Annotated in this window: 7 protein-coding genes; all 7 read left to right on the plus strand. The window is 69.2% G+C overall.

Annotated features, from left to right (window positions below; genetic code table 11):
- Positions 1–45 precede the first annotated feature (45 nt).
- On the plus strand, positions 46–471 hold the full coding sequence (locus ACYVD1_RS28905; protein WP_191274938.1) for a roadblock/LC7 domain-containing protein: 426 nt from the start codon (positions 46–48) through the stop codon (positions 469–471).
- 46 nt (positions 472–517) lie between these two features.
- Positions 518–877, plus strand: coding sequence for a DUF742 domain-containing protein (locus ACYVD1_RS28910; protein ID WP_211716369.1), 360 nt, complete (start codon positions 518–520; stop codon positions 875–877).
- Positions 878–899: 22 nt separating this feature from the next.
- Positions 900–1,457 (plus strand): GTP-binding protein, encoded by a 558-nt coding sequence (locus ACYVD1_RS28915; protein ID WP_460777673.1) that lies wholly within the window; start codon positions 900–902, stop codon positions 1,455–1,457.
- Positions 1,458–1,528: 71 nt separating this feature from the next.
- On the plus strand, positions 1,529–2,794 hold the full coding sequence (locus tag ACYVD1_RS28920; RefSeq protein ID WP_460777674.1) for a styrene monooxygenase/indole monooxygenase family protein: 1,266 nt from the start codon (positions 1,529–1,531) through the stop codon (positions 2,792–2,794).
- A gap of 428 nt (positions 2,795–3,222) precedes the next feature.
- Positions 3,223–11,274 (plus strand): SDR family NAD(P)-dependent oxidoreductase, encoded by an 8,052-nt coding sequence (locus tag ACYVD1_RS28925; RefSeq protein ID WP_460777676.1) that lies wholly within the window; start codon positions 3,223–3,225, stop codon positions 11,272–11,274.
- A 13-nt stretch (positions 11,275–11,287) separates the two neighbouring features.
- A complete protein-coding gene (locus ACYVD1_RS28930) occupies positions 11,288–16,093 on the plus strand; it encodes a type I polyketide synthase (protein WP_460777677.1) in 4,806 nt (1,601 codons plus the stop codon).
- Positions 16,094–16,183: 90 nt separating this feature from the next.
- Positions 16,184–17,737 (plus strand): type I polyketide synthase (locus ACYVD1_RS28935; protein WP_460777678.1); only part of this gene is annotated, 1,554 nt, incomplete at its 3' end.

Consider the following 17,737-nt stretch of genomic DNA (forward strand, 5'->3'; position numbering starts at 1 on the left):
CCCCCAGCGAACACGACACTCGGCCGAGGCAGGTAGAGCACAACCATGACTGAATCCACGAACGACAGTGTTGAGAACTTCTCGTGGCTCATCGACCGGTTCGTCCGGGACGTGCGCGGTGTCGAGCACGCCGTGGTGGTCTCCTCCGACGGTCTGGTCCTCACGCACTCCAGCGACTTCCCGGAGGAGCACGCCGAGCAGCTCGCGGCGATCGCCAGCGGCCTCCACAGCCTGGCGGTCGGCGGTGCCGGCCTCTTCCAGAGGGGCGAGTGCGAGCAGCTGCTCGTCCGCTTCAACCACGGCCACCTCTTCATCATGGCCATCAGTGACGGTTCCTGCATGGCGGTGCTCACCGCGCCCGGCACGGAGCTGAAGATCGTCGGGTTCCAGATGGCCAAGCTCGTGGACAACGTCGCCCACGTGCTCACGCCGCAGCTGCGTTCGCAGCTGCGCGAGGTCATCCAGAACTGACGACGGTGATCCGTGACGGTTCGGCAGGAATGAGGTTGCCGCGGCTATGAGCTTCCGCAGGCGAAGGAGTAACCGTGTTCGCCCGTTCACCTTCACAGGTGGGCGGACGCGGTCACGGCATCCGCTGATGGTGCAGACCCTGGTCTCGACATCCGAGCCCGGGCAGGACCCTCCTGGCACCCTCATGCCGGAGTCGATCAGCATTTACAAACTGTGCCGGGAGACACGGTCTCTCGCCGAGGTGTCGGCCGAGCTGAACATCCCCCTGGGCGTCACCCAGGTTCTGGTCAGTGACCTGGCCGAGCAGGACCTGGTGTACATCCACCCGACCATCACCGGCAGCAGTCCGTCCGAAAACCAGGTTCTGGAGAGGGCTCTTCGTGGTCTCGAACGACTTTTCCAGTGACAGCAGGTCGAATCGCAAGAAGATGTCGAGCAAGATCGTCATCGCCGGTGGCTTCGGCGCCGGCAAGACGACCTTGGTGCGCTCGGTGTCGGAGATTCCGCCGGTCACGACTGAAGCGATCATGACCGAGGCCAGTGTCGGGCACGACGACACCTCGGTCACCCCCGACAAGACGACGACCACCGTCGCGATGGACTTCGGTCGCATCACCATCGACGACGAACTGGTCATGTACATGTTCGGGACGCCGGGCCAGGCCCGGTTCTGGTTCATGTGGGACGATCTCGTCCGCGGTGCCGTCGGTGCCGTCGTCGTGGTCGACTGCCGAAGGCTCGCGGACTCCTTCGACGCCGTCGACTACTTCGAGACGAACAAGCGCATCCCCTACATCGTGGCGCTGAACAAGTTCGAGGGCCGCCTCGACTACACCTCCGAGCAGGTCCGTGAAGCCTTGGAGGTCAGCCCGGAGGTACCGATCATCGACTTCGACGCCAGGCACCGGATGTCCGGCGGCGACGTGCTCAAGACTCTGTTGCGGTACGCGCTGGAGCACAACCGAGACAGCGAGCCCGTCGCCTGACGTGCGGGGAGCCGCTGGATGTCCAGTCCTCCCCACGGCCCCGTAGATTCCCCAGGAAAGTTAGCGACACAATGCGCAAGATCCTTATCGTCGGCGCGGGCCACGCCGGCCTGCACTTGGCCCACGGGCTCCTGACCCATGGCTACGACGTCACGGTGATCACGGGGCAGTCTTCGCTCGAGATCCGGTCAGGACGGCCGTCTGTAACGCAGTTCACCTTCCCCACAGCCCTCGAATACGAGCGCCACTACGAGCTGGATCTGTGGAGTGCCCTGAGTCCTCAGATCCGGCAGCAGCGAATCCACCTCTACCCCGGAGCGGATCGTCGGACACTGTCGCTCAAGGGCCGGACCGGTAGGGCCAACGACTACATGGTGGCGGTGGATCGCCGTGTGAAGATGGCTGACTGGCTGGAGTTCTTCGAGGACCGCGGGGGCAAGGTCGTCATCCATGGCGTTACCGTTACCGACCTCGACTACTTCTCACGGATGTTCGACCTGATCATCGTTGCCGTCGGGCATGGTGAACTCGGTCAGCTCTTCGACTACGACGAGAGTCGGTTCAGCGGAGCCCGGCCGCGTTCCATCGCGCAGGCGCAGATTTACGACGTCTGGCCGAGCAACGAGGATGACGACAACGTCGGCTGGGCCTGCTCCGCCCGAGAAGCCGGCAACACCATCTTCATCCCCATGCTGAGCCAGGAGGGCCCCTGCCACAACCTGCTCATGGTGGACAAGCGGGACGGCCCCATGGACGCCTGGCCAGACCGGCCGGGCCCGGAGGAGCAGTTGCGCCGTATGAAGGACCTGCTCCGCCAGTACTCCCCTGAGTACTACGAAAGGGTCAGGGACGCTGAGTTGGTGGATGGTGGCCGTAGCACCCTGATCGAAGACCTGACCCCGCAGGTGCGCAACCCGGTCGGTACCCTGCCGTCCGGAGGCAAGGTCCTCGGCATGGCGGACGTCGTAGTCACGATGGACCCCTACGTGGGGCAGAGCTGGAACAATTCCACGCGATGCGCGAAGGCCTACCTCGAGGCCATCATCGAGCACGGTGACCGCCGCTTCGATGAGGAGTTCCTGGTGGGGACCTTTGAAAGGTTCTGGGAATTCGGTCTGCACAACCAGCGGTGGTCTGAGATGAATTCCACGATGTGGGGCCAGGGCGACCTGCCGCCCCACTTCTATGATCTGGTCGAGACGGCCGCTGTCCACACGGAGGTGGCCGACCGATGGATTCAGGGGTGGGATTACCCTCCTGACTACGCCGATTGGCTCTTGGATCCGGAAGAGGCCATGAAGTACCTTGCCGAGGTTCGCGCGCGCAGCGGAGTCTGATCAGAGCCGAACGTGTCTCGTTGTGCCCGATGTCTAAGGACATCGGGCATTTCTTTTCGGTAACAATAGTGTGAGGTCGGCAGTTGTGCCGTGCTCTGAATGCCTGTGGTGCAATGACCGAAAACTAACGTTCCGTTGTCATCTGTCCTGAATCGCGGATAGCATCCACCCTGCAGATGCTTCGAAATCACAGGTGGGGAACGTGTGGTTGAAGTGTCAATGGGGCTGTGTGCGGCTTGTTTGTCCCTGCGGTCGATTTCCGGAGTGACAACCGGTCTCTGCCGTAAGGTCTCGTGTCTCTCGGACCCACCCTGAGCTGTACGTAAAGGGCGGTACGTGCAACTTCACGAGACCATCGAGCCGACCCGTGACATGCCTCGGGCCAGGACCCGCCCGGGGAGGACGTCGAGTTCGACCGGAGGAACGCGATGACCAGGGACCCACAGGGCGGTACCGCCTCCAGCTCACCCATTGCGGTGGTGGGATTGGCCTGTCGACTTCCCGGTGCCTCGACGCCGGATGCCTTCTGGCGGCTGTTGTGCGAGGGCCGAGAGGCCATCTCCCCACCGCCCGAACGCCTCGGGTGGACCACGGCCGAGCGCGACCACCGCTGGGGCGGTTACCTGGACCGGGCGGAGGACTTCGATGCGGCCTTCTTCGGTGTCTCACCGCGTGAGGCCGTGGACATGGACCCCCAGCAACGGCTGATGCTCGAACTCAGCTGGGAGGCCGTCGAAAACGCACGAATCGCCCCTGACAGCCTGCACGGAACCAGGACCGGGGTCTTCACCGGCGCCATCTCCTCCGACTACGCCCTCCTTCAACGGGAGTCACCTGCCTCGCACCACAGTCTGACCGGTAGCCAGCGCGGCATGATCGCCAACCGGGTCTCCTACACGATGGGACTGCGCGGACCGAGCATGACAGTGGACAGTGGACAGTCCTCGTCCTTGGTCAGCGTGCACACGGCAGTGGAGAGCCTGAGCAGTGGCGAGTGCGACTTCGCACTGGCCGGCGGAGTCAACCTCATCCTGCTTCCTGAGAGCACCGAGTACGTGGCGCGGTTCGGCGGCCTCTCGCCCGATGCTCACTGCTACACCTTTGACGCCCGTGCCAACGGCTACGTCCGAGGTGAGGGCGGGGCCGTGGTCGTCCTCAAGCAGTTCGACCGTGCGCTGGAGGACGGTGACCACATCCACGCCGTCCTGTTCGGTGGGGCGGTCAACAACTCCGGACCCACCTCCTATCTGGCCCGACCCGAGCCCGAGGGGCAGGAGGAGGTCCTGCGAGCCGCGCACCGCCGGGCCGGAATCGACCCTGCGCACGTCGGATACGTGGAGCTGCATGGAACGGGCACCCCGGCGGGCGACCCGGTCGAGGCCGCCGCGCTCGGCGCCGTCTTCTCCAAGCGTTCCGACGAACTGCGGATTGGCTCGGTCAAGACCAACGTGGGGCACCTGGAGGGCGCAGCCGGAATCGTCGGCCTGTTGAAAGTGGTGCTCAGCCTCTCCCACGGCCTGTTGCCTCCCACCCGGAACTTCGACACACCCAACCCGGCGATCGACCTGGAAGGGCTCGGACTGGCCCCGCAGACCGTCCGGGAACCTTGGCCTACCGACACCCCCTTGGCCGGGGTGTCCTCCTTCGGCATGGGTGGAACCAACTGTCACCTCGTCTTGGCCCCGCCGCCCCGGCGCTCGACCGAGACGCCGAGTCAGACTCCTGGGGAGGGCACTCTCGACCCCGTTCCCTGGATCCTCTCCGCACGCTCGGAGGACGCCCTTCGCGCCCAGGCCTCGGTCCTGCACTCCTTCGTGTCCAAACGACCCGGCCTGCGCCCTGAGGACGTGGGCTTTTCGTTGGCGACCACCCGCACGGTCATGGAGCACCGCGCGGTCATCCTTGCACCGGGCGGCAGGGGTACACGCGACCTGGAGTCGATCCTGCCCTCCCGCGTACCGGTGGGCGAACGTGACGGACGGGCTCCGGTCCTGGTCTTTCCGGGGCAGGGAGGCCAGTGGGCGGACATGGTCCGCTCCCTCCTGGACAGTGATGGCCGGCTCGCTCGGATCTTCGGTCGCCGGCTGCGTGAATGCGAGCGGGCCCTCGACCCTTACGTCGACTGGTCCCTTACCCGGGTACTGCGCGGAGAGCCGGGGGCACCGCGTTACGTCGGCCCCGGAGCCCGCGTGGACGTCGTGCAGCCAGTCCTGTGGGCGGTCATGGTGGCGCTCGCCCGAGTGTGGGAAGCATTGGGGGTCCGTCCTGCCGCGGTGATCGGCCACTCCCAGGGGGAGATCGCCGCGGCCCACGTTGCGGGTGTGCTGACCCTGGACGACGCCGCGAAGGTGGTGGCGCTGCGTAGCCAGGCGCTGACCACCCTCGGCGGCAGCGGGGCCATGGCCTCCCTCGGACTCTCCCCGGTACAGGCGCAGGAGCTCATCGACTCGTTTACCGACCTCCACCTTGCGGCCGTCAACGGCCCCGATTCGGTGGTGGTCTCCGGCGACCCGGCCTCGGTACGCGCCGCGGTGGACCACACTGTGGACAGCGGCCTGCACGCCGCACTGGTGGATGTCGACTACGCCTCGCACTCCGCGCACGTCGAACGGATCCGGGAGACCCTGCTCGAACGGCTGGAGGGCGTCACCCCACGTACGGCTCGGATCCCCGTCCTGTCAACGCTGACCGGAGACGAGCTTCGCGAGGACGGACCGGCAATGGACGGTCGGTACTGGTACCTAGGGCTGCGCAATCCGGTTCGCTTCGCCGACGCCGTTACAAGGGCTGTGGCCAGCGGAGACACCACTTTCGTCGAGGTCGGTCCGCACCCCGTCCTCGCCCATGGCATCGAGCGCATACTGGCCGCCGGTGAGGTGCGAGGGGCGGTCCTGGAAACTCTGCGTCGAGACCACGGGGACGAGGCCCAGTTGTTGACCGCGGCGGCCCAGGCCTTCACCTCGGGGCTGGACGTGGATTGGGGGAACCTGTTCAGGGGCTCGGGCGCGCGCCGGGTCGACCTACCCAGCTACCCCTTCCAACGCACCCGGTACTGGCCCGAGCACAACCCGGCCGCCCCGCCGCCGGACGCCGCAGTGTCGGAGGTACCCGGTCAGTCCGGCGTGTCGGGGGGCCGGACGGGTGAAGGCGCCGCGGGACTGGTGGCGTCCCTGAGCGCCCAGGTGCTGGAACTGGACGAGTTGGACCCCGCTGACGAACAGCGAGCGTTTCGGGACCTCGGCTTCGACTCCATCATGCTGTTGGAACTGGCCGACCTCCTGGAGGACGAGACCGGCGTCCGCTTGGATGACTCCGTCCTCTTCGAACTCCCCACTCCGGCCGCGCTCGCCGGGCATGTCGCCAAGGAGTTGGGTGAGGAACCGACCACCGGCGATCGGGAGAAGGCCGCGACGCGTCGGGCCGCCCCGGTCGCGACCGCGGCCGCGGGCCTCGCTGACGACGACCCGATCGCCATCACCGCGATGGCCTGCCGACTGCCCGGCGGGGTGCGTTCTCCGGAACAGTTGTGGCGGCTGCTGGAGGAGGGGACCGACGCGATCGGGGGTTTCCCGGAGAACCGGGGCTGGGACCTGGACGCCCTCTACGACCCCGAACCTGGTGTCCCGGGGCGCACCTACTCGCGCAACGGCGGCTTCCTCTACGACGCCGATATGTTCGACGCCGGCTACTTCGGCATCAGCCCTCGAGAGGCCGACGCCATGGACCCCCAGCAGCGGCTACTGCTGGAAGCCTCCTGGGAGGCGATCCAGCGGGCTGGGATGGACACCGAGGACCTGCGCGGCCGACAGGTGGGCGTGTTCGTCGGCGCGATGCCCAGTGAGTACGGCGCACGTCTGGCCGACCTCCCAGGTGACACGGACGGCGGGTACCGGCTCACCGGAAGCACTCTGAGTGTGGCCTCCGGCCGCATCGCCTATGTGCTCGGTCTCAACGGTCCCGCGCTGACCATCGACACCGCCTGCTCTGGTTCCCTGGTCGCCCTGCACCAGGCCGCCGCGGCACTGCGCCGGGGTGAGTGCTCCATGGCGCTGGCCGGAGGTGCGACGGTCATGGCCACCCCCGGGATGTTCCTGGAGTTCTCCGCTCAGCGCGGCCTGTCCGCGGACGGGCGATGCCGCGCCTTCGGTGCCGGAGCCGAGGGCACGGCCTGGGCGGAGGGTGCGGGCATGCTTCTGCTCGAGCGGGCCTCACAGGCGCGCCGTAACGCTCGACCCGTCCTGGCCTTGCTGCGGGGTAGCGCCGTCAACTCCGACGGGGCCTCCAACGGGTTGACCGCGCCCAACCCGGATGCCCAGGAGCGGGTGATCCGGCAGGCGCTGTCCTCTGCCGGGCTCACCCCTGGCGACGTGGACGCGGTCGAGGCGCACGGCACGGGTACGCGGCTCGGTGACCCGGTCGAGGCACGCGCCCTGATGTCGGTCTACGGTGGCGAACGGGAAAACGACCTGCTGCTGGGAACGATCAAGTCCAACATCGGCCACGCCCAAGCGGCGGCTGGGGTGGCGGGCGTGATCAAGACCGTGGCGGCTCTGCGCCACGGTCGCCTGCCACGGACACTGCACGTGGAGGAACCCACCGACCGGGTCGAGTGGCGCGACAGCGGTGTGCGCCTGTTGTCGGAGGAAACCCCGTGGCCCGAAACCGGGCGGCCCAGGCGTGCGGGAGTCTCCTCCTTCGGGATCAGCGGCACCAACGCGCACGTGGTGCTCGAAGGGGTGGCCGACGAGGGTGCGCCGGTCATCGTGCCGGAGGACCCTTTCCAGCGTTCCCGGCACTGGCTGTTGCCGAACGAACCCGAGGCCCGCCCGGCGGAGCCGGCGGTCCCACTGTTGGACGACGGCCTAACGCTGGCGGACGGAAGCGCAGTGTTCCACGGGCGGATCTCTATCTCCCATAACCCCTGGGTGGCCGACCATCGGGTCCTGGGCCGGGTGATGGTCCCCGGCACCGCGATCGTGGACCTGATCGCCCGCGCGGGAGCGCGCGTCGGCGGGGACGTCGTCGCCGACCTGGTCCTGGAAGCGCCCTTGACGCTGGGCAGGGACGGGACGGCGGAACTCCAGGTCATCGTTACTGCTCAGGACATGCACGGGCGCCGCGAGGTCAACGTTTACGCGCGCCGGGAGGCCTCAGCCGATGCCCCCTGGATCCGTTACGCCTCCGGTTCCGTCACCGGTGAGGATCCGCACGGCGAGGCCGCCCGGGACGGTGCCGGGAACACGGAACCGAGCACCGAGCCCTTGCCCTCGGCCGACGCCGAACGGATTCCGGTCGACTACGCCGACCTCGGTGTTCGAGGTTACGGCTACGGTCCGGCCTTCCGCGGTCTGAAGTCGGTTCACCGGTATGAGGACGAGCTCTTCATCGAGGCCGAACTGCCAGAACCGGCTGACACCGGTGATGAGTTCCTCGGGATTCACCCGGCGCTGATGGACGCCGTCCTGCACGCGACGCTGCCGGATGGCGGTGCCGGGGATCGCCGTGGTCCGGTGGTGCCCTTCGCATTGAGCGGGGTCCGACTGGTCGGAGTCGCTGAGGAGGGGGAGGCGCCCAGGAACCTGAGGGCGCGGATCACCCCGCTGGGCGAAGACCGCTACCGGATCCTGGCCACCGACACCGACGGGGGCCCGCTCTGGTCCGTGGACGTACTGGCCCTGAGGTCGCTGAGCGAGGACAGCCTGCCCGAACCCGAGCCGGGTGAACTCCCGGAGCTGTACGAGCTCGTATGGGAGCCGGTGGTGCCCCCCGAAGCCCGACCTGAGACGCCCCGTGCGGGCTCCCTTCCCACGTTGGCAGATCTGGATCCCCAGGCGCCGGTGCCCGAGAGGGTCTGCGCCGAGCTGCCCGCTTCTGTGGTCTACGCCGAAGACGCCACAGTGCCGGACGCGGTGCGGCTGGGACTGGAGTCCGCCCTGGAATCGGTCCGTGAGTGGTTGGCAGACGAGCGCACGGGCGACTCCTGTCTGGTCCTGGTCACCTGGCGCGCGATTGCCGTCGAGCCCGGGGAACCGCTCCCCGGGCTCGCTGCCGGCCCGGTCTGGGGTCTGATCCGTGCTGCCCAGCGAGAGCACCCCGGCCGACTGGTGCTGTTGGACTCCGATGGCGCCGAGGAGTCCCATGATGTGATGTCCGCGGCGCTCGAACTCGACGAACCGCAGATCGCCCTGCGTTCGGGCACCGTCCTCGTCCCCCGTCTGAGGAAGCCCTCGGACGAGGTAGCGAATGTCGTGGTGCCCTCCACACCGATGTGGAGGCTGGACACGCGGCGTCCAGGTTCGTTGGACTCCGTGGAAGCGCTGCCCGCGCCGGAGGCCCGGAACCCGCTGGCTCCGCGTGAGGTCCGGGTGTCGGTTCGGGCCGCAGGCGTCAACTTCAGGGACGTGGTGGTCGCTCTCGGCTTGGTCGATGGAGAGACCGGCATCGGCATCGAGGGCGCCGGTGTCGTTCAGGAGGCCGGTTCCGACGTCACGGACCTGGCTCCCGGTGACAGAGTGGCCGGGATGTTCGACGGTGCCTTCGGCCCCTTGGCCGTGGCCGACAGTGCCCGGCTTGCCCGCATCCCCGAGGATTGGACCTTCGAGCAGGCGGCGGCGGTACCGGTGGCCTTCCTGAGCGCCTATCACGGTCTGGTGGATCTGGCCGCCCTACGTCCCGGCGAGAGCGTGGTCGTGCACGCGGCCGCCGGCGGCGTGGGCACCGCCGCGGTCCAGCTCGCCCACCACATGGGGGCCAAGGTGTTCGGCACCGCCAGCCCGAGCAAGTGGCCCGGACTGGCCGCCTACGGTCTGTCACCGGACAGGCTGGCCTCCTCCCGCACGCTGGACTTCGAGACCCGGCTGCGGGAGGCCAACGACGGTCGGGGTGTTGACGTGGTCCTCAACTCGCTGACCGGTGAGTACGTCGATGCCTCGCTGCGACTCCTGCGCTCGCCCGGAAACGGTGGGGGACCGGGGGGCCGGTTCGTGGAGATGGGCAAGACCGACGTCCGCGACGCCGACGACGTGTCCGCCGACCACCCGGGCCGCTCCTACGAAGCCTTCAGCCTGCCCGACGTGGCCCCCGAACGGATCGGCCACATGCTCGCGCGGGTGATGGAGTTGTTCGAGAAGGGCGTATTGCGGCCACTGCCCACCACTGTGTACGACGTCGGCGAGGTCCAGACGGCCTTCCGCGCGCTCCAACGCGGCGAGACCGTCGGCAAGCTGGTCCTGAGCATTCCCGCGCCCTTCCCACAGGAGGGCACGACGCTGATCACCGGTGGTACCGGCGGGCTCGGCCACCGCCTGGCGCACCACTTGGTCACCTCCTACGGGGTCCGGAACCTGTTGCTGCTCGGCCGCCGTGGCACGGACACTCCCGGACAGGCGGAGCGGACCGCTCAGTTGGAGGCGTTCGGTGCAGACGTGGAGGTCGTCGCCTGTGACGCGGCCGAACGCGAGGAGCTGGGACGTATTCTGGATGCGATACCGGACGACCGTCCCCTGCGCGCCGTGGTCCACGCCGCGGGCGCGCTCGACGACGCGACCATCACCTCTCTGACACCGGAACGGCTGTACACCGCGCTGCGCCCCAAGGTCGACGCGGCGTGGAACCTGCACGAGCTCACCGGCGAACTGTCGTCCTTCGTCCTTTTCTCCTCGGCGGTGGGCGTACTGGGAAACCCTGGGCAGGCCAACTACGCTGCGGCCAACGCCTTCTGCGACGTCTTGGCCCATCTCAGACGCGGTGACGGTCTGCCCGCCGTATCGCTTTCATGGGGGCTGTGGGCCGGCGGCAGCGGTATGACCGGTCACCTGGACGAAACCGACCTCGCCGTGCTCGGCCGGAACGGCCTGTTGCCGATGCGGCCCGACGCGGCGCTGGACCTGTTCGACACCGCAGTTTCACGTGACCCTGTCCACGCGGTGCCTGCGTGGCTCTCCCCGGCCTCCGGCGTCAGAGTGCTCCGGGGGCTCCTGCCGGAACCCGGGGAGGAGATCGTCGCGTCGCCGGTGTCCACCGCCCCCGCTTCGGCGTCCGGTTCCGGGGCTCCGGGCGACCCGACCGCCCGTTTCGCCGCCATGAACGAGGACGAGCGCTCACGTGCCCTGCTGAAAGAGGTCTGCGAGCACACAGCCGTGGTCCTGGGGCACCGGGTCGGCTCGGCCGCGAAGGTGGACCTCGACCGTCCTTTCACCGAACAGGGCACAGACTCGCTCACCAGCGTCGAACTGCGCAATCGGCTCAGCGCGGCCGTCGGGGTGCAGATTCCGGCCACTGCCGTCTTCGACCACCCCACGCCCCGCGCCTTGGCGCGACTGCTCGGCGGTCTGCTTTCCCCGGAACCCGAGCCCGCCACTCAGCGGGTGGTCGATCCCCGGGGTGACACTCCCCGCCCGGAGGGCGGAAACGAGGACGACATCGACGGGATGGGCCTCGATGAACTGGTGGACCTCGCCCTGCGGGGCCCGAGTGTTTGACGAGGAGCTTGCGATGGGCAGTGAAAGCGAGCGCCTGTTGTCGGCGCTCAGGACAGCGATGAAGGAGAACGCCCGGCTCCGTGCCGAGTTGGAGAGCGGGCCCGGGACCGAGCCGGTCGCCATCGTGGGTATGGGTTGTCGACTGCCGGGCGGCGTGGACACCCCCGAACGGCTGTGGGAACTGGTCTCAGAGCGGCGGGAAGCGGTCGGGCCCTTCCCCGAAGACCGGGGATGGGACTTGGCGAAGCTGTTGGCGGACGGTGCCGACGGCCGACTCGTCGATATGGACCGGGGGTCCTTCCTGAGGGACGTCTTCGACTTCGACCCGGCCTTTTTCGGCATCTCGCCACGTGAGGCCGAGGCGATGGAACCTCAACAGCGCTTCCTGCTCGAACTGGCTTGGGAGACGCTCGAACGCGCGGGGATCGCCCCGACCTCCCTCACAGGCAGTGAGACCGGGGTCTACGTCGGGCTCGTCCAGCAGGAGTACGGACCCCCCGTGTACAGGTCCACCGCGGACGGCGTCACCCTGACCGGGGTCTCGTCGAGCGTCGCCTCCGGCCGGATCTCCTACTGCCTGGGGTTGGTGGGCCCCGCTCTGACGGTGGACACCGCCTGCTCCTCCTCGTTGGTGTCCCTGCACCTGGCCGTCCGTGCCCTGCGCCAGGGCGACTGCTCACTGGCCCTGGCCGGTGGTGCGACGATCATGTCGACCCCCGGCACCCTCGCCGAGTTCACCAGGCTGCGCGGGGTGGCCCCGGACGGCCGCTGCAAGGCCTTCGGCCGTGACGCCGACGGCGCCGCCTTCTCCGAGGGAGCGGGGATGGTCGTGCTGGAACGCCTCTCCGACGCCCGACGTAACGGTCACAAGGTCTTGGCGGTCGTCCGGGGCGGCGCGGTCAACCAGGACGGTGCGTCCAACGGGCTCACCGCCCCCAACGGTCCCTCCCAGACCCGGGTGATCGGTCGGGCCCTGGCCGACGCCGGACTGACCCCGGCCGATGTCGACTTGGTGGAGGCCCACGGCACCGGGACAGCCTTGGGCGACCCCATCGAGGCCCAGGCGCTGATCGCGGCCTACGGACGTGGGCGTCCCGAGGGCCAAGAGCTCGGGCTGGGCTCGCTCAAGTCCAACATCGGCCACCCTCAGGCTGCGGCCGGGGTGGCCGGGGTCATCAAGACTGTCGAGGCGCTGCGCCACGGCGTCATGCCCCCCACGCTGCACGCTGACGAACCCAGCACCTACGTGGACTGGGACAGCGGGGTCCGGCTGCTCCAGGAACCGCGCCCCTGGACGGACCACGGGCGACCGCGCAGGGCAGCCGTCTCCTCGTTCGGTATGAGCGGCACCAACGCCCACCTGATCCTGGAACAGGCACCGGAGCCGCCGACACCCGACAAGGGCAAGACCAACCCTGCGGACGTCCGCCCGCGGTCCGCTTCGGTGACCGGGGCTGCGGCCTGGCCCCTGTCCGCCCGCACGCCGCAGGCGCTGGCCGCCCAGGCCGCGCGGCTGCGCGAACACCTTCGGCCCCGGCCCGAACTCGCGGCGTCCGACGTCGGATTCGCCCTGGTCACGGCACGCTCGGCCCTGGAATACCGTGCTGTGGCAGTGGGCCGCGACCGAGACGAACTCCTGGCCGCGCTGTCCTCTCTGGAGGCGGGGACACCGGGGGCGACCGTAGCCACGGGCCGGGCCCGCTCGGACCGTCGGACCGTCCTGGTCTTCCCAGGACAGGGCGGCCAGTGGGAGGGCATGGCGGTCGAGCTTCTGGACGCATCCGCCGAGTTCGCCCGCTACATCGACGCCTGTGAGCGGGCACTGGAACCCCATGTCGACTGGCGGCTGACCGACGTCCTCCGGGGCGCGGAGGGCGCACCCGCCCTCGACCGAGTGGATGTGGTGCAGCCCGCGCTGTGGGCGGTGATGGTCTCCCTAGCCCGTCTGTGGATGGCGCACGGCTTGGTCCCGGCCGCGGTGGTCGGCCACTCGCAGGGCGAGGTCGCGGCCGCGCACATCGCGGGCGCCCTGACCCTGGAGGATGCCGCGAAGGTGGTGGCGCTGCGCAGCCGGGCCGTGCTCGAACTGGCCGGTACCGGGGCGATGGCCTCGGTGGCGAGTCCTATCATGGCCGTGCGCGACCGCCTCGGCCCGTGGGCGGAGCGGGTCCACGTCGCCACGGCCAACAGCCCATCGACAACGGTCATCGCGGGCGAACCCGACGCGGTGGCCCGGGTGGTCGAGGAGTGCGAATCCGACGGTGTCCGGGCCAGGATGATCGCCGTCGACTACGCTTCGCACACACCGTTCGTCGACGTCCTGCGCGACCGGGTTCGGTCGGAGCTGTCGGGCATCGTCCCGGCACGACCGGAGATCCCCTTTTACTCCACACTGACCGGCGAACTCCTGGACCGGCCCCTCGATGCCGACTACTGGTTCCAGGGCCTGCGAGAGACTGTGCGCTTCGCCGAGGCCACCGAGGCCCTGATCACCTCCGGACACAACGTGTTCGTCGAGGTCGGACCGCACCTCGTGCTCACACCGGCGATCCAGGAGACCGCCGAGGCGGTCGGGGCCGACGACGTGGCCGCGTTCGATACCCTGCGCCGTGACGACGGTGGCCCGGTCCGCTTCCTGACGGCCCTAGGACAGGCCCACAGCCATGGGGTCGACCTCGACTGGACCCCGCTGTTCGACGCCGCCTCCACCCCGGTCGACCTGCCCACCTACGCCTTCCAACGGCAGCGCTACTGGAGGCCGGGACCCGCGACGGAGCCGCTCGAGCGGTCCTCCGGGAACACCGTCGGCGCCGGGAACGGCGGCTCCATGGACGACTGGATCTACCGTGAGGAATGGGTGGACGTTCCGGCGTCCCCAGCAGACCCCGCGAACCCGTCCGGTGAGCCCACCGACCGGGGCACCTGGCTGTTCGTCGGCTCCCGGACCGGGCGGGCGATCCAAGGCTGCGTCGCGGCACTGGAAGCGGGCGGGTATCGCACCCGCGTACTCGACCTGCCCGCCGACGCCGGACGCGACTCCCTGGCCGCGCTGGTCGACACCGCGCGGAACGGGGCAGGGCCCATCTCCGGCGTCCTGTTGACCACCGCGCTGGACAGGGCCCCTGACGAGATCCGGCCCCCGTCCACCGACCCGGCCCATAAGGACGCGCTCCTCACCCTCCAAGCCCTGATCGACACGGGAATCGACACCCGACTGTGGTGTCTGACCAGTGGTGCTGTCGACAGCGGATCCGGCGTGAACGATCCCGCCGCGGCCTTGCTGTGGGGGTTCGGCCGGGTCACGGCCCAGGAACACACCGACCACTGGGGCGGTCTGGTCGACCTCCCCGACCCGGAGGACCCGGAGAGCGGAACTGCCCTGGCCTCGATCCTGACCGGTGCGACTGCACCGGGCGAGGACCAACTCGCGGTGCACGGGCGCATGGTTCTGGCACGGCGGCTCGTACGTGCGCCGCTCGGCGAGGCCGGGGTCCGGGACTGGAAACCGTCGGGCACGGTGCTGGTCACCGGCGGCACCGGGGGACTCGGAGCGCACACGGCCCGCCGACTCGCCGAGCTGGGAGCGCAACACCTCCTCTTGCTCAGCCGCCGCGGACCCGAGGCTCCAGGGGCGGAGGAACTAGCAGCCGAGCTCCGTGCGGTCGGCGCCCGTGTAACCCTGATCGCCTGCGACGTGGGCGACCGCGCCGAGCTCGCCGAAGCCCTGTCCGGTGTGCCCGAGGACCTTCCCCTTAACGCCGTGTTCCACACCGCGGCCGAACTGGACGACGGCGCACTGGCCGACCTCGGCCCGGCGGACATCGCCCGTGTCCTGCGCGCCAAGGCGGACGGTGCCGTGCATCTGCACGCGCTCACCAGAGACCTGAACCTGTCGGCCTTCGTGCTGTACTCGTCGGTGGGCGCCGTATTCGGTGTGACCGGCCAGGGCAACTACGCGCCCGGCAACGTCTTCTGCGAGTCCTTCGCCCACTACCGCCGATCCCGGGGGCTGCCGACCACGTCGATCGCATGGGGTGCCTGGGAGGGTGACGGAATGGCCGGCCGCCAGGCCGTGGCGGGGCTCCTGCGTCGGCACGGCCTGCCCACTATGAAACCGGAACCTGCACTGGACGGGTTGTTCCGGGTCCTTAACCACGACGTGACCGCGTCGGCCGTCGCCGACGTCGACTGGCCGCGTTTCCGGGTGGCCTACACCGCGAACCGGCCCAGCCCATTGATCACCGACCTCGCCCCTTCCGGGACCACGGTGGTCGATGGAGCGCCGCTTGAGCTTGCCTCGGAGCCGGTCGGCGAGGATCTGCGGGGCCGGTTGTCCGGTGCGGGGCGCGCCGAACGGGTCCGAGCGCTTACCGAGCACGTGTGCGACCACGTGGCGGCCATCCTCGGATACCCGTCCGGGGATGCCGTCCCGTCCGACCGGGGCCTGAAGGATCTCGGCATGGACTCGGTCACGGCGGTGGAACTACGCAACCGGATCTCCACGCTCACCGGGGCCCGTCTGCCCTCCGCGGTCGCCTTCGACCACCCCACCTGCGAGGCGCTGGCCCGACACGTCGAGGAACGCGTGTTCGGCAGCGCGGAGCAGGTCGCCCTGGAACGCCTGGACGGCCTCGCCGCAGCCCTCGACGAGTACGAGGGCACGGAGAGCGCCGTGGTCGCGGACCGGCTACGTGCCCTGCTTGGTCGGCTGGACCCGGGAGTGTCGGACTACACGGGGGCGAGGGCCGAGGGCCCCGACCTGGAGGCCACCTCAAGGGAAGAGCTCTTCTCTCTCATCGACGAGACATTGGACGACTGAGACCGGCCACCTACGACCACAAGAACCGGACCCAACACACCCCATCCCCCGGCACCGAGGTGCCGCGACGTGAATCGGCGAGGTATGCCCATGACCGACGACGCGCAGGTTCTCGACTACCTCAAACGGGTCACGGCCGACCTACGACGCACTCGCGCGGAGCTCACGCGGCTTCGTGAACGCGATGCCGAACCGATTGCCATCGTGGGCATGGGGTGCCGCCTGCCCGGAGGGTTGGACGGACCAGAGGCGCTCTGGAACCTGCTGGAACGAGGGGCCGACGCTATCGGCGACCTGCCCGGCGACCGGGGGTGGGACGTAGAGGACATGCTCGGTCGCCCCGGCATGTCCTCGGGCGGCGGGTTTCTCGACGACGTAGCGGGGTTCGACGCCGGGTTCTTCGGAATCGCGCCACGCGAGGCCGAGGCGATGGACCCCCAACAGCGGATCATGCTGGAGGTCACCTGGGAGTCCCTCGAACGCGCGGGAATCGACCCCACGTCCCTGGCCGAGACGCCCACCGGTGTCTTCACCGGGATCAGCTCGACCGACTACGCCCGGACCACGACCTCGGGCAGGGTGCCCATCCCCGAGGGGGCCGAGGGCTACCTGATGACCGGCACCGCTGCCAGCGTGGCCTCGGGAAGGATCGCCTACACGCTGGGTTTGCGGGGGCCCGCGCTGACGGTTGACACCGCTTGCTCCTCCTCCCTGGCCGCCGTCCAACTCGCCGCACGGTCTTTGCGCCAGGGCGAGTGCTCCCTGGCCTTGGCGGGCGGCGCGACCGTGATGTCGGGCCCCTCGCTCTTCTTGGAGTCCGCCAAACAGGGTGTGCTATCCGCGGACGGACGCTGCAAGGCCTTCGGTGCCGGGGCCGATGGCACCGGATTCGCCGAGGGCGCCGCGGCCCTCGTCCTGGAGCGGCTCTCGGACGCCGAGCGCAACGGTCACCGCGTCCTAGCGGTGATCAGGGGCGGTGCGATCAACCAGGACGGTGCCTCCAGCGGACTGACCGCGCCCAACGGCCCAGCGCAGACCCGAGTGGTCCGGGCGGCGCTGGACGACGCCGGGCTGACCCCCGACGACATCGACGCGGTGGAGGCGCACGGAACCGGCACCGAGCTAGGCGACCCGATCGAAGCCGAGGCGCTTCTGGAGGTGTTCGGCTCCAGGCCGGAACTGAGCCCCCTGTGGTTGGGGTCGGTCAAGTCGAATGTGGGCCACACCCAGGCGGCGGCCGGGGCCGTCGGCATCATCAAGATGGTGCTGGCCCTGGGCCGGGAACAGCTTCCGAGGACCCTGCACGCCGACCGTCCCTCACCCTTGGTCGACTGGGCCTCGGGCGGTGTGCGGCCCCTGCCCGAGGCACGGGAGTGGTCTCGCGGCAAACGGGTGCGGCGAGCAGCTGTGTCGTCCTTCGGCATCAGCGGCACCAACGTCCACCTCGTCTTGGAAGAGGCTCCCGAAACCGCTTCGGAGCCGACCGAGAGCACTCGGCAGCCTTCGGGAACCGTCGGGCCGTTGGTGGAGAAGCGGACCGCCTGGCTGCTGTCCGCGCGCGACGGGTCGGCGCTCGCGGCCCAGGCCGAACGGCTCGCCGCCCGGCTGTCCGACCACCCGGACGGCGCGCCGTCCGCCACCGGC

It is taken from the genome of Nocardiopsis nanhaiensis (assembly GCF_054778635.1).

What these genes read in the sequence shown, in the direction of transcription:
- ACYVD1_RS28920 (WP_460777674.1), top strand. Translation starts at nt 1,529, where the DNA reads ATGCGCAAGATCCTTATCGTCGGCGCGGGCCACGCCGGCCTGCACTTG.
- ACYVD1_RS28910 (WP_211716369.1), top strand. Translation starts at nt 518, where the DNA reads ATGAGCTTCCGCAGGCGAAGGAGTAACCGTGTTCGCCCGTTCACCTTC.
- ACYVD1_RS28905 (WP_191274938.1), top strand. Translation starts at nt 46, where the DNA reads ATGACTGAATCCACGAACGACAGTGTTGAGAACTTCTCGTGGCTCATC.
- ACYVD1_RS28930 (WP_460777677.1), top strand. Translation starts at nt 11,288, where the DNA reads ATGGGCAGTGAAAGCGAGCGCCTGTTGTCGGCGCTCAGGACAGCGATG.
- ACYVD1_RS28915 (WP_460777673.1), top strand. Translation starts at nt 900, where the DNA reads ATGTCGAGCAAGATCGTCATCGCCGGTGGCTTCGGCGCCGGCAAGACG.
- ACYVD1_RS28925 (WP_460777676.1), top strand. Translation starts at nt 3,223, where the DNA reads ATGACCAGGGACCCACAGGGCGGTACCGCCTCCAGCTCACCCATTGCG.